At 59.7% G+C, this 13,337-nt stretch carries 9 protein-coding genes; 4 read left to right on the forward strand and 5 right to left on the reverse strand.

From position 1 onward, the window contains the following. Both ABHR76_RS07935 and ABHR76_RS07940 read left to right on the forward strand, forming a co-directional pair. A partial coding sequence (locus ABHR76_RS07935; protein ID WP_346977257.1) for an Ig-like domain-containing protein occupies positions 1-524 on the forward strand: 524 nt, incomplete at its 5' end. A 66-nt stretch (positions 525-590) separates the two neighbouring features. Beyond that, positions 591-5,510 (forward strand): Ig-like domain-containing protein, encoded by a 4,920-nt coding sequence (locus tag ABHR76_RS07940; protein WP_346977269.1) that lies wholly within the window; start codon positions 591-593, stop codon positions 5,508-5,510. A gap of 341 nt (positions 5,511-5,851) precedes the next feature. On the opposite strand, the gene ABHR76_RS07945 is transcribed toward ABHR76_RS07940, so the two are convergent. The 5 genes from ABHR76_RS07945 to ABHR76_RS07965 form a co-directional block, all read right to left on the reverse strand. Then, positions 5,852-6,940 carry a M24 family metallopeptidase gene (locus tag ABHR76_RS07945; protein ID WP_346977258.1) on the reverse strand — a complete coding sequence of 363 codons (1,089 nt, stop codon included), beginning with the start codon at positions 6,938-6,940 and terminating at the stop codon, positions 5,852-5,854. 483 nt (positions 6,941-7,423) lie between these two features. Next, a complete protein-coding gene (locus ABHR76_RS07950; RefSeq protein ID WP_346977260.1) occupies positions 7,424-7,822 on the reverse strand; it encodes a DUF1667 domain-containing protein in 399 nt (132 codons plus the stop codon). 3 nt (positions 7,823-7,825) lie between these two features. After that, positions 7,826-9,178 carry an NAD(P)/FAD-dependent oxidoreductase gene (locus ABHR76_RS07955; protein WP_346977262.1) on the reverse strand — a complete coding sequence of 451 codons (1,353 nt, stop codon included), beginning with the start codon at positions 9,176-9,178 and terminating at the stop codon, positions 7,826-7,828. A gap of 1 nt (position 9,179) precedes the next feature. Continuing rightward, entirely contained in the window at positions 9,180-9,572 is a 393-nt protein-coding gene (locus tag ABHR76_RS07960; RefSeq protein ID WP_346977264.1) for a (2Fe-2S)-binding protein, read from the reverse strand. Further along, positions 9,560-10,294, reverse strand: coding sequence for an NAD(P)/FAD-dependent oxidoreductase (locus ABHR76_RS07965; RefSeq protein ID WP_346977265.1), 735 nt, complete (start codon positions 10,292-10,294; stop codon positions 9,560-9,562). Before ABHR76_RS07965 ends, ABHR76_RS07960 begins: the two co-directional genes overlap by 13 nt. A gap of 405 nt (positions 10,295-10,699) precedes the next feature. Between ABHR76_RS07965 and ABHR76_RS07970 the strand changes: the two genes are divergently transcribed. Both ABHR76_RS07970 and thrS read left to right on the forward strand, forming a co-directional pair. After that, positions 10,700-11,131, forward strand: a complete 432-nt coding sequence (locus ABHR76_RS07970) for a double zinc ribbon domain-containing protein (protein ID WP_035138069.1) — start codon at positions 10,700-10,702, stop codon at positions 11,129-11,131. Between the two features lie 228 nt (positions 11,132-11,359). Further along, the gene (thrS, locus tag ABHR76_RS07975; protein ID WP_346977267.1) at positions 11,360-13,123 is read left to right on the forward strand and encodes a threonine--tRNA ligase; all 1,764 of its coding nucleotides are present in this window, start codon (positions 11,360-11,362) and stop codon (positions 13,121-13,123) included. Positions 13,124-13,337 lie beyond the last annotated feature (214 nt).

Below are 13,337 nucleotides of genomic sequence, written 5' to 3' on the forward strand. Positions count from 1 at the left end.
AGTACCAAAAGGAAGGAACCTTTGTTGTCGAGGGACATTTGAAGAGCTATCCCTCTATGCTCGCACAGTGCACGGTCGCAGTCCGCTCTGTTAAGAGCGTCCAGACCGAGTTGACGTGTACGACCCTAACTGGTGAGGTCCCGTCTCTGCCGTATTCTGCTTCGGTTGTCTTTGATAGCGGCGCCACCGAGCAGATCCCGGTGTCTTGGGATTCTTTCGACGCGTCGCTTTACTCTAAGGTGGGCTCGTTTACGGTTAAAGGTAAACTAAACGGTTTTGATTACCGTGAGGTTACCTGCACCGTTACCGTCAAAGATCCTAAGGACGTACTCGATCTTAATTCTCTGAGGTTCGAGCGCGTGGTCGGCGACATTTCTCCTCTTAGCACGTATGTCTATTTCCCGTTTACGCAGTCAAATAACACTACATACACCCAAGGTCATCAGGTTAATTGGGACAACGCCGACGTGTCTCAATTTCAAAAGGCAGGCACCTATACGGTCACGGGCACGCTTGTGACATAGAATGAATCTTCAGCCGCTAATGGCCTAAAGGTAACTGCTCAGGTCGAGGTCAAAGAAGTTGCCTCTATCGACGCTCTTGCTCCCGTTAACACGCCCGTCGGCGTACGTCCTACAACGGGCGGCGGTCTTCCCTACAGCGTTGAGGTTGCATTCACCGACGGTACAAAGAAGCAGTGCAACATTGCGTGGGACCCTATTTTGGACACGCAGGTGGCAAGTGAGGGGTCGTTTAAGCTTTCCGGTTCGCTGTCGTATTGGACCAATACCTCATCTTCATCGTCTACTCAGGTGGAACTGGGTGACAGCAACCGAGTCACGGCGACCATCTCCGTCCGCGCCCTGCAGATGCCTTCCTCGACATCGACAAGCACGCTTATCGGTTGCCAGCCCAATATGCCGGGTTCAATCGAGGCCACGATGTGGAATGGCTCGCGTGGCAATTTCCCCGTTCAGTGGTCGACGATTAGTCAGGACGCCCTAAAGAACCTTGGCCAGATTACGGTTAGCGGATACTTTACCGGCTCTAACATTCCGGCTACGGCGACGGTCAACGTCTGCGATCTCGAGGACAGCAACATCGGCAAGATTGCTTATGTTCCCGGCGCCGGACTTCTGGCTCCGCGCTACACATCCACGCTGTATTTGTCGGATGGCAGCTCGTTCTATCCCCAGTATTCGTCGGGGCAGCCTTATAGCTGGGATGAGTTTCCTCAAGAACTGCTGGACGGCAAGCCTGGCGAGTACGAAATTACCGGTACTATCACTGGCTCGTTGGCAAAGATCCATGCGACAGCGGCGTGCGGCGAGGTCAAGGGCGTTAACAACTATAGCGATAACGGTGTGACGCTTGGACAGTCGTACGAGGACTGGCGCGTTATCTATCCCGGCGAGGAAGTCAATCTGGACTACTTCTACGTGTCCGGCGTATTGCAGGATGGAACGACTTTTGACAGTCTCGGCGTCAACTGGGATACCTACGATAGGTGCCCCCAGAAGGACTGCACGATTACCGGAACGGTCGTCGGAACGAATATCCCCGTGAAAGTGCACGTCATCGTGACTAAAAACTGGGAGGCTCAGCCACAAACCATTACAGTGCTCAAGGGCAGCGACGGTACCGCTATGCTTCCCAGCTATGTCGATCTTGTCAGTTCTGATGCGGCAGAACATCCGGACTATTCGCATAAATACGCCGAGGTCAAGTGGAACACGAAAGGTTTTGATTGGACTCAGGGTGGCGTTGTTCGCGGCACTGCAACAATTAGCTTTAATGCAGGGTACGGCATGCAGGCGGTTGACGTTCCGATTACTGCCACCGTTAAGATCGCGAGTAAGGCAACCTCGGTTCAGGGCGGAACCATATGGACCGTCCCCGGCACCAAGCCGATGCTGCCGGAATACCTTGAGGTTCGATACGACAACGATGTGTCTTCTGAGCCCCAGCGCGAAAAGGTCACATGGGACCGTGTCGCCGAAGACGCGTATGCCAAGGACGGTTCGTTTAAGGTGAAGGGCAAGCTCCAAGGTGGTGCCGAGGCGACAATCACTGTTGACGTCTGTTCCGTCACTTCCGTTAGCGTTCCTGAGCGCATTAATACGGCCAGCGGTGTTTTCCCCGAGCTGCCGTGGAATGTCTCGGTTGCCACGAGTGACGGCAAAACTCATAATGCCCAGGTTCAATGGGATTACGTTCGTCCCTCGGTTTATACCGGAGAGTCGGGTCAGGTCACGACAGTGTCTGGCACGCTGTTTGCAAGCGGCCTCGACGGATACGGTGACGGCACTAACACCGGTCTCACTGTTCAGACCAAGATCGTTATCCAAGGCGTTGAGAAGGCAATCGATAACGGCGAGACCGCAGTGACCACCAAGGCGGGCACTGCGCCTGCCATGCCTTCCAAGATGGCGGTCGAGATGAGCGACGGCTCCGTTTCGACGGCGGCTATTGATTGGGATCCGATTGCGCCCGAGAAGTACGAGCGGCCTGGCACGTTCTATGCGACGGGCCATGTGGTCGGCTTTAATGCCGCTGCTGTTATGGCGCTGCTTGACGATGACGGCCAGAAGGTCGGTGTGGATGAGAACGGCAACGTGACTGCCAAGGTGACGGTTGCCGATAAGAAGGCAAAGAAGGTTGCACTGCAGCCCGAGGCGGTCGTGGTCAACACCACGGTCGGATCGATGCTGGAGCTGCCCGATGCCGTGTCCGTATATTACTCGGATGGCTCAGCGCGGGATACTCGGGGCAGTTTAGGCGGCATCGAGATCGAAAAGTGGACCGACACCGACGGCATCGACCTCTCCAATCCGCTCGCCAAGAAGGGTACGTATAAACTCGTCGGCAAGCTCAAGGATGTCGACAACGTCAACGCCATCGTGTACGTCAACGTCTCCGAGGCGCCGCGAACCATCACCAAGCTCGAGGCCAAGTCGTTTAGCGTTGCCAGTGGTACGTCCAAGCAGGAACTGTACGCCCAGATGCCCAAGCAGGTTGTGGCGACCTATTCCGATGGCTCGACCGATCTGCTCGACATTGACGTGTGGGATCTTTCTAACGTCACGGACGAGCTGCTCAACGGAACCGGCACCGTGGAGATCACGGGTACGGTTAAGCTCAACGGCGCCAAGGTGACCTGCAATGTGACCGTGGTGGATCAGAAGGCCCAGACGCCCGACTACGTCGAGCCGATCGATGTTGTTGAGATTGTGGACAATGCCAAGGTCAGCGACCTTATGGATAAACTGCCGTCCAAGGTGACGGTTGTCATGAAGGACGGCAAGACCAAGAAAGAGACGCCCGTTAAGTGGTCTCAGGTCGACAGCCTGGGCCGTGCCGGCACCGAGTTTGAGGTCACGGGTCTAACGGACAACGGTATGACCGTAAAGGTGAAGGTCAAGGTAACCGCGCATATCGTTGGCTTTGATAACGTTGACGAGATTGAGGTCGAGCGCGATACCAAGGCGGCTGATGCTTTGGCCAAGCTACCTGCCACGGTCACGGCGATCTACTCTGACGATACCGATTCCGAAGCCGGCGTAACGTGGAATACCAATGATCTCTCCGACAAGGACTTTGCCAAGGAAGGTGAAGTTACGGTTAAGGGCACGGTTGCCGGCACGGATCAGAAGGTGGAGTGCACCATCAAGGTCGTCAAACCGCTTCGTGAGATTCCTGATCACCTGGCTGGTACGGTTGACCCTGTGACGCTCGACGACGGGGCAAAGCCCGAGGCTGTTGTGGCCGCGCTGCCTACTACCGTGAAGGTTGCGATGAAGGACGGATCCGAGATCGACTCGAAGATCGCCTGGACCGCTCCCAAGGAGAACCTCACCATCAAGAATGATGGCACGAGCGTTGTCGTTACGGGCAAAACCGCGGTTGGTAGCTTTGAGGTCAAGGCTACGGTCAACCTGGTGCCGGTCGTCGAGAGCGTCGCTGACATCAAGCTTTCGGTTGCTCGCAACACTGCCGCCGACGACATTGCTCTGCCCACCCAGGTGACGCTTAACATGTCTGATGGCTCGACGAAGGCCGCTGCCGTCACGTGGGATAAGAGACCGCTCACGACAGATGCCTTGGGCAAGCTGGGTGACATCGCACTTGAAGGCGCGGTCGAGGGCTCTTCGGTCAAGGCCAAGTGCACGATTACGGTCGTGAAGAGCGATGCCGAGATTCCGGCGTCCGTTGAGCCTATTGCCGGAATTTCCGTTCCCGAGGGCGCGTCTGCCGATGCGGTGCGCGAGGCACTCAAGGGCGTGAAGGCGACCGTTCGCATGAAGGACGGCAAAACGACGGCGGAGTCCGAGATCACATGGACCGAGGTTCCTGCCGCGGCCGACACGTACGGCAACAGCGTCGTTGCCAAGGGCGTGACGGTGAACGGCAACCTGCCCGTCGAGGTCATTGTTACCTCCACGACGACGATCAACAAGGTTGCCGAGGTGCCGCAGATCAAAATTGAGCGCGATGCCAAGGCCGACACTGTGACGGGGCAGCTGCCCAAGAAGGTTGCCGTGACGTACTCCGATGGCCACACGGACGAGGCCGCGGTCACGTGGAATACGGATGGCCTGGACAAGCATCTTGCCACCGTTGGCGAGTACACGATTGAGGGCTCCGTCGAGGGCACGACGCTCAAAGCGACCTGCAAGCTGGTCGTCGAGACGCCGGCAAGCGAGATTCCCGTGAGGCCTGCGACGTTCGCTCCCGTTGAGGTGTTCGAGGCAAGCTCTGCCGCCGATGTGCTGAAGGCGCTGCCCAAGAAGGTCTCCGTGATGATGAAAGACGACAGCCAGGAAGACTACGATGTCGATTGGGAGAATGTCCCCGCACTGGATTGGGGTGCCGATGATGTGACCGTGGACGGTAAGGTTCGCGGTACGGATCTGACGGTCAGCTGCATGGTACGCGTTAAGCCGCGCCCGGCAGCCAAGGGGCTCGTTATCGTTGACCAAAACGGTAAGGCAACGACTTCCGAGACCGTGCTCAAGGTCGAGCGCGGCAAGGAAATTGACCTTGCTGCCGCGGCGAGCAATGCGGCCGATGGCGCGCTGCTGCGTGGTAACGTGACGTGGACCTCGTCCGACCCGACGATCGCTACGGTCGAGAACGGTAAGGTCAAGGCCCTCAAGAACGGTACCGTCGTCGTTACCGCGACGATGCCCGTTGACGGTGACGCCGCGGCGATTGCGACGCTTGCCGAGGATGGCGCTGCGGAGACGCCGGCGCCTCAGCAGCTCACGGCTTCGGTGACTGTCGAGGTTGTTGAACCTGTTGTTGTACAGGAACCGACCGGCGGCAAGGATAACGGTGCCAAGCCCGATGCCAAGGATCCTTCGGGCAAGAAGAATGGCAAGAAGGCCGCTAAGGGAAGCCTGGCTGAGACGGGCGACAACACTGCCGTGACTGTCGCGGCGCTTGGCGGAACCGGCCTGCTGGCGCTGATTGCCGCAGCGATCGAAAAGCTGCGCCATCGCGCGGAGTAAGGCTGCGAGCTTAGAGCCTTAGGGCTCTAGGACTCAAGAAGGCCTCCCGGTTCTCGTCGGGGAATCGGGAGGCCTTTCGTTTGACTGCAGGGCAGCTAATTTGGGACGGGGTTTTGCCTTGAGCGGACTGCTCGCCACGAAATGGGGCTATCTACTACGTTTTGGCGACTACCCTTGACCACACGGAAAATCGTGAAATCAAAATCGCAGGTAGACGGCTTGCTGGTTTTTAAAAAAGACCCGCATGGTCGACCCATGCGGGTTAAACGTAGTAGATAGCCCGTTTTCGTGGCGCGACGTTAGCGGAATGTGTCAACGGGGCTGTCCCTTTGACACATTGTCTAGTCTAGGCGGACCGGATCGTGGGGGTAGGCGTTGAGAATCTCGACGCCGTTCTCGGCCACCAAGGCCAGGTCCTCGATGCGGACGCCGGTGCGGCCGGGGAGGTAGATGCCCGGTTCGATGGAGAACGTCATGCCCGGCTCCACGACTTGCTCGTTGACCAGCGATACGTCGCCCGGTTCATGGTCCTGCAGACCGATCGAGTGACCCAGGCGATGCGTAAAGTACTTGCCGTAGCCAGCGTTCTCAATCACGTCGCGCGCAGCACGGTCCAGGTCGCACATGCGCACGCCCGGTGCGATGAGCGCCTCGGCAGCCTCGTTGGCGCGGCGCACGATGTCGTAGATGCGTGCCGTCTCCTCGTCCGGCTCGCCCCAAAAGAACGTGCGCGTCATGTCCGAGCAGTAGTTGCGATTGCGTCCGCCAATGTCGAATAGCACCACGTCGCCGCTCTTGAGCGCGGTGTCGTCGGGTTCGTGATGCGGGTCGCCTGCGTTGGCACCAAAGCTCACGATCGGCGGAAAGCTAAAGCCCTCGCAGCCGTGCTTGCGGTACAGACCGAGCATCTGATCGGCAATTTCGCGCTCCGTCACGCCTTCATGGACGAGCTTGATGGCGTCGGCCATCACGGCGTCGTTGGCGGCAGAGGACGCGCGCATAAGCTCCTGCTCGGCGGCATCCTTGCAGGAGCGTGCGGCGGTGACGGCAAAGTCGCCCAGGAAAAACTCGCTCGCGGCGTGGCGCTCCATGAGCGGCATCAAAAAGCCGGAGCGCATAACGGTATCGATGCCGAGGGGCTTGGCAGGATTGACCTCGCGTGCGATGGCGTCGGTCACGACGTCGGTATCGGTGTGATAGGCGACGCGGGCATTGTCGTACTCGGGCAGCTGATGCAGGGCGTTGACCAAGATCACGGGCTCGCTGTCGCGCGCGAGCAGCACGCCACAAAAACGCTCGAACATATCGGCATAAAAGCCGGTCAGATAGTAGATCGACCACGGGTCGTTTACGAGCAGCTGTGCGCCAGGGTGTTGAGCCTCGAGCGCATCGAGCACGCGCGCCACACGCTGGTCATCGACATGTGCCATGAAACATCCTTTCGCTAGGGTGCCACCATGGTATCCCAAGCCCGGCACATAGGGACGCTCCTTTTATGACGGCACTTCGGGACACTCCTTGGCATGGCCAGCCTGGCAAGTGTGCAGGAAAAAGGAGTCATAAGAGGCCCGTCCTAAATGGGCTGGTTTCAAAAGTATGGCGGATTACGGGGCTGGACCTGTATTACTTGACCATGGGTAAAATCGCGAAATTAAAACCGCAGGTAGATGGCTTATCAAAAATCGAAAACTGCCGGTATGGATGGGGGTCTCCGAATCGGCCCCGTAATCCGGCATAGTTTTGAAATGGCGCTAAAGTAGGCACAAGCTGAATACCGATTCCAAGGATAGTTGCGGTGGAATAGTTCCTGGATGCCGGGGTTTTGGCGGAAATCAGGAACTATTTCACCGCAATTGAGGAGGGGTGGGGTGGATGGCGGGGTAGCTAAAAGAGCCCCGTCCCTAATTAGCCACTTAGGCTCGGTCGATGTCCATGCTGGCTATTAGGTTGATGTTGGTGTCTAGGAGGTTGGGGAGGATGATGTCGCCCATATGGATGGGGGCGTTGACGACTAGACCTCGGATGAGGGCCATGGCTTGGGCGTGGAGTGCCAGCGGGATGGCTTCGGCCGTGCGCACGGGGAGCAGGGCTTCGTCGCCGCCGGAGACGGCCACGGTCGTCGTGAGCACGCGCATGGGGCAGGTGAGCTCCTGATGTGCGAACTTATCGCCGCGCGGGCAGTTGTTGCCGGTTACGGAGCGCACTTCCACCACGGCGCCATTGGCGTCGCGCTCCACCTCTACGGTCAGAAGGCACTCGGATGGGCAGGTCGTGCAGTTGAACTGCAGCGTTTCGCTCACGTTATCGCTCATAGTTTATGCCTCCTCGACGGGATCGACGGATAGGACAATCTCGCTGGCACCCAGGTCGAGCGCTTGTTGGATGACCTTTGCCGGCAGTGGGAAGCTTTCCATAACGCTCGGCTTAAACGCGCGGACCTTGCCGGCGAACAGTTCCTCGCCGTTTGCCAAGATCCTCACGCGGGCGGCATCGACTGGTCGGCGCACGCGGAAGTTCAGCTTGGTGAGCGCCACGGCCGTAATGCGTCCTGGCAGCGCGTAGCCCGCGATGCCGGCGGGGGAGACCGTGAACTCGCAGCCTGTGCCCGCAGCGCACGCCTCGGCGCCGCCCAACGCCCACGCCGCCGCTGCCACACCGGCGCGCTCGGACTCGGTCGTCACATTGTCGGCCAGGTCGTGCACGTGCAGCACGTTTCCGCAGGCAAAGATGCCCGGCACGCCCGTCTGCAGGCTCTGATCAACCACGGCGCCGCGCGTGCGCGGGTCAAGCTCTACGCCCGCGGCAACCGAAAGCTCGTTCTCGGGAATCAATCCCACCGAAAGCAGCAGTGTGTCGCACGGAACAATGCGCTCGGTCCCCGGAATGGGCGCCAGGTGCTCGTCGACCTGGCTTACCTCGACGGCTTCCACGCGGTCGTGCCCAATCACGCGCGTGACCGTGGTGGACAGATGTAGCGGAATGCCAAAATCGTCCAGGCAGTTGTTGACGTTGCGGCGCAGGCCGTTGGCGTACGGCATGAGCTCGTACACGCCCTCGACGGAAATCCCCTCGAGCGTGCAGCGACGTGCCATGATCAGCCCGATGTCGCCGGAACCCAAAATGACGGCGCGCGAGCCGGGTTTGAGGTTCTCGATATTGATGTATCGCTGCGCCAAGCCGGCCGTAAACACGCCGGCGGGACGGCTACCGGGAATCTTGATCTCGCTGCGGGTGCGCTCGCGGCAACCCATGGCAAGGACGACCGCGCGCCCGGTGAGCTGCAGCATGCCGGCAGGGCTCATGAGCATGACGGTGTGGACCGCGGCTTCTTCCGTAGGCTCGCCCGAATCAATCCCAATCACCATGCTGTCCAGGAACAGCGCAATGTCGGTTGCGTGCACCTGGTCGATAAAGCGCTGCGCGTACTCGGGACCGGTGAGCTCCTGTTTAAAGTGCGACAGGCCAAAGCCAGGGTGGATGCACTGGCGGAGGATTCCGCCCAGGTGCTGCTCGCGCTCCACGATGGCCACGCGTGCCCCTGCCTTATGCGCGGCCAGCGCGGCCGCCATGCCGGCGGGTCCGCCGCCGATAACGACCACGTCGAAGGCTTGCGTTTGTACGGCTTCTATGACGCCGCAATCAATCGCGCTCGATTTGAATTCCGCCATCCTAACGCACCCCCTTCAGCGGTCCCTCAACCAACCAAGATCCGGTATCCTCCAACAGCACCTCGCTGGGGTCGCAGCCCAGCTCTCGGGCAAGAATCGCCACCACGCGGCTCTGGCAAAAACCACTCTGGCATCGACCCATGCCGGCGCGGCAGCGGCGCTTGACGCCCTCGACCGAGACCGCGCCCGGCTGGCGTCGGATCGCGGCCACGATCTCGGCCTCGGGTACTGTCTCGCAGCGGCAGACAATCTGACCCCACGCGGGATTGGACTCAATGAGCTCCTCCTTGTGCGCCAACGGTGCGCGGTCAAAGTCGTCCGGCGCGCGGCGAATTGGGTTCCAGTCTGCCCGCTCGTGCAGCTCCACGCCCGCCTCACGCATCACAAGCTCCATACGCTCGGCTCCTTGTCCAGCACCACGATGTTGCCCTGGCGCCAGACCATCTGGAACTCCTCGGCGCCCGCCATATGCGAGATGTCGGCGGCGCCGTTGCCCGCGGCGTTGATCAGGTAGCGGCAGCGCACATTGCCAGCGGGGGTCGCCAGCGTAAAGCGCGCGTCGTCGCCCGAGCCCGCGACTTCAATCGCTTCCACCGCCGCGGATCGCATAAACGTCACGCCGTTGGCAACCGCGTTCTCCAGCGCAGCAATGGCTACTTCAAACGGGTCAACGTAACCGGTCGAAGGGCACCACAGCGCGCACGTGGCCTGGGCACTCGCACGCGGTTCCAGCTCGTGGATGCTGTCGGGGTCGATAATCGACAACTCGGGCACGCCGTTGGCAAGGCCATTGCTGCGCAACTGCTCCAGTTGTGCACGGTCCTCATCGTTAAAGCCCAACACCATCGACCCGGTGCGGCAGAACAGAAAGCCCAGCTCCTGCGCCCACGTACCGTACAGCTCGCAGCCACGGGCGTTGACCTGCGACTTTACCGTGCCCGGCGCCGGATCGTAGCCGGCGTGCACCAGGCCGCCGTTGGCCTTCGACGCGCCCAGTGCAATATCGTTAGCCGCCTCGACCACGCAAATGGAAAGGTCAAATCGCGCGAGCTGCCGCGCGATGGCGCATCCGGTGATGCCCGCGCCCACAATTGCGATATCAAACGTTTCTGTCACAGTGCCTCCCAGACGAGTTGACAGGCCGTCAATACGACTATCCTACGGTCCGCACACCCCCAGTGCGGCGGCAATGCGGCGAACAGCCTCGCAACACCCGCCAACGGCAGGCGAGGGGAGACCCAGCAATGTCGACAACCTCGTCTGCCGGCTACCACGTTGAAGTTTTGTCTCGATCTGTAACAGTAAGCTGAGGATTTGGCTTCCAGTTGTTACAGATTGAGATTGAAGTCGGGGAGAGATTCTTCTGTCTCGATCTGTAACAGTAAGAGGGGAAATTTGGTCCCAGTTGTTACAGATTGAGATGTTTGTGTCCGCGTCAGCCCCGTACCTAGCCGTAGTCCCATATAAACAAACCCCGTGGTAAACTTGACCGGACTGTTAATATTCCGAAAGGTACCCGTAATGTCCAAGTACATCTCCGAGCTCATGTCGCCGCAGCTTATGGGCGTCGTCTATGCCTTCGTTGGCTTTATCATCGCCCTGTATGTGCTGTCGGTCGTCTATGTGTTCATCGACGCTCGCCGCCGCGGCGCCAGCGCCTACGTGGCATGGGGCATCATTGCCCTCATTCCGTTTGTGGGCCTCATCGCCTACCTGGTCCTGCGTCCGCACTCCTACGCGGCCGACCGCGAGGAGCAGGAGCTGGACATGGCCCTGCGCGAGCGTCAGCTTGCCCAGTACGGCACCTGCCCGCAGTGCGGCGCCCCCATCGAGAAGGACTTTGTCGTGTGCCCGGTGTGCGATACCCAGGTTCGCAACGTATGCCCCAGCTGTCATCGCCCGCTCGATGCGCACTGGAAGGTCTGCCCCTACTGCCGAACTCGCATCCAGTAACGCATCCATCGCTGGGCCGGCCGCAAGCCACGGGCACCGCGCATCCCGCGCAAGCGCCCCGCAGCCGCCCCCCCACACGATGAAGCATGCGTAGAAAATCGCCCGCCGTGCCATTAAGGTGCGGCGGGCGCTTGTATACCAAGACAACCTGCCTATAATGATGCAAGTTAAAACGCCGAGCGCATCGCACGCACTTGCATCAGGCATCCGAGAGGAGAAAACATACCCATGAAGGCACTCTACAATGACGGTTCGGTGGCCGAGCTCCCGCAGGACGAGGTCACGCACGTCATCCGCCACTCCGCTGCGCACATCATGGCGCAGGCCATCAAACGCCTGTACCCCGAGGCCGACTTTGCCTACGGTCCCGCGACCGACAACGGCTTCTACTACGACGTCGACCTGCCCGAGGGCGTCAAGATCAGCGAGGACGACTTCCCCGCGATCGAGGCCGAGATGAAAAAGATCGTCAAGGAGAACCTCAAGTTCACCGTGTACGAGAAGCCCCGCGCCGAGGCCATCGCCCTTATGCAGGAGCGCGGCGAAAAGTATAAGGTCGAGCACATCGGCGACCTGGACGACGACGCCCGCATCACCTTCTACCAGCAGGGCGACTACATCGACATGTGCGTCGGCCCCCACATCTGCTATACCAAGGCCCTTAAGGCCTTTAAGCTCACCGGCGTCTCGGGCGCCTACTGGAAGGGCGACAAGGACAACAAGATGCTCACCCGCATCAACGGCGTCGCCTTTGCCACCAAGGAAGAGCTCGACGAGCACATGCACATGCTGGAGGAAGCCAAGAAGCGCGACCACCGCAAGATCGGCCGCGAGATGGACCTCTTTATGATGCGCGACGAGGCCCCCGGCTTCCCGTTCTTCCTGCCCAACGGCATGATCCTTAAGAACACGCTGCTGGACTACTGGCGTGAGATCCACCACAAGGCCGGCTACGTGGAGATTTCCACGCCGCTCATCATGAACAAGCAGCTGTGGAAGACCTCGGGCCACTGGGACCACTACAAGGACAACATGTACTCCACCGTTATCGACGACGAAGAGTACTGCATTAAGCCCATGAACTGCCCGGGCGGCGTGCTGGTGTACGCCTCCAAGCCGCACTCCTACCGCGAGCTGCCCATCCGCGCCGGCGAGATTGGCCTGGTGCACCGCCACGAGCTGCGCGGCGCCCTGCACGGCCTGTTCCGCGTGCGCTGCTTTAACCAGGACGACGCCCACCTGTTTGTGCGTCCCGACCAGCTGACCGACGAGATCGTGGGCGTGGTCAACCTCATTGACTCCGTGTACCAGAAGTTTGGTTTTAAGTATCACGTTGAGCTTTCCACCCGCCCCGAGGACTCCATGGGTTCGGACGAGGACTGGGCTCGCGCCGAGGAGGGCCTGCGCGCCGCTCTGGAGCAGCTGGGCATGGACTACGAGGTCAACGAGGGCGACGGCGCCTTCTACGGCCCCAAGATCGACTTCCACCTGGAGGACTCGCTCGGCCGTACCTGGCAGTGCGGTACCGTGCAGCTCGACTTCCAGATGCCGCTCAACTTTGACCTGGAGTACGTGGACGCCGACGGCACCAAGAAGCGCCCCATCATGCTGCATCGCGTGTGCTTTGGCTCCATCGAGCGCTTCATCGGTATTCTGATTGAGCACTTTGCGGGTAAGTTCCCCACCTGGCTGGCTCCCGTGCAGGTCAAGGCGCTTCCTGTCTCTGAGAAGAGCCGCGACTACGCCCACGAGGTGTGCGCCAAGCTGGAGGAGGCCGGCATTCGCGTTGTCTGCGACGACCGCGACGAGAAGATCGGCTACAAGATTCGCGAGGCCCGCAGCATCGACCGCGTGCCCTACATGCTCATCCTGGGCGAGAAGGAGGTCGAGGCCGGCAACATCTCCGTCCGCGATCGCTCCAACGAGACCGTTCAGATGAGCGTTGACGAGTTTGTTGCCAAGGTGACCGAGGAGATCAAGACCCGCGCCTAAGGCAAGCTTCACAACAATTAACAAAGGCGACCGTCCACAAAGGGCGGTCGCCTTTTTTCTTACCAAAATAAGAAAAGCCGCTGGTTGAGCGGCTTTTTTTGTTGCACAAAAAGGTACAGGTTTTTGTAGAGGGGTATGGAGATGTACCTACTAGCAGTACATTTTGCGTAATCTGGGCAAACGCTGATTAATTGCTGGTATAATGTCGTCTATC

The organism is Collinsella aerofaciens (assembly GCF_039752985.1).
GTDB lineage: Bacteria > Actinomycetota > Coriobacteriia > Coriobacteriales > Coriobacteriaceae > Collinsella > Collinsella aerofaciens_BT.

Bases quoted from the DNA above. Each gene is read 5' to 3' on its own strand.
- ABHR76_RS07970 (WP_035138069.1), top strand. From the start codon at position 10,700: ATGTCCAAGTACATCTCCGAGCTCATGTCGCCGCAGCTTATGGGCGTC.
- ABHR76_RS07960 (WP_346977264.1), bottom strand. From the start codon at position 9,572: ATGGAGCTTGTGATGCGTGAGGCGGGCGTGGAGCTGCACGAGCGGGCA.
- ABHR76_RS07955 (WP_346977262.1), bottom strand. From the start codon at position 9,178: ATGGCGGAATTCAAATCGAGCGCGATTGATTGCGGCGTCATAGAAGCC.
- ABHR76_RS07950 (WP_346977260.1), bottom strand. From the start codon at position 7,822: ATGAGCGATAACGTGAGCGAAACGCTGCAGTTCAACTGCACGACCTGC.
- ABHR76_RS07945 (WP_346977258.1), bottom strand. From the start codon at position 6,940: ATGGCACATGTCGATGACCAGCGTGTGGCGCGCGTGCTCGATGCGCTC.
- thrS (WP_346977267.1), top strand. From the start codon at position 11,360: ATGAAGGCACTCTACAATGACGGTTCGGTGGCCGAGCTCCCGCAGGAC.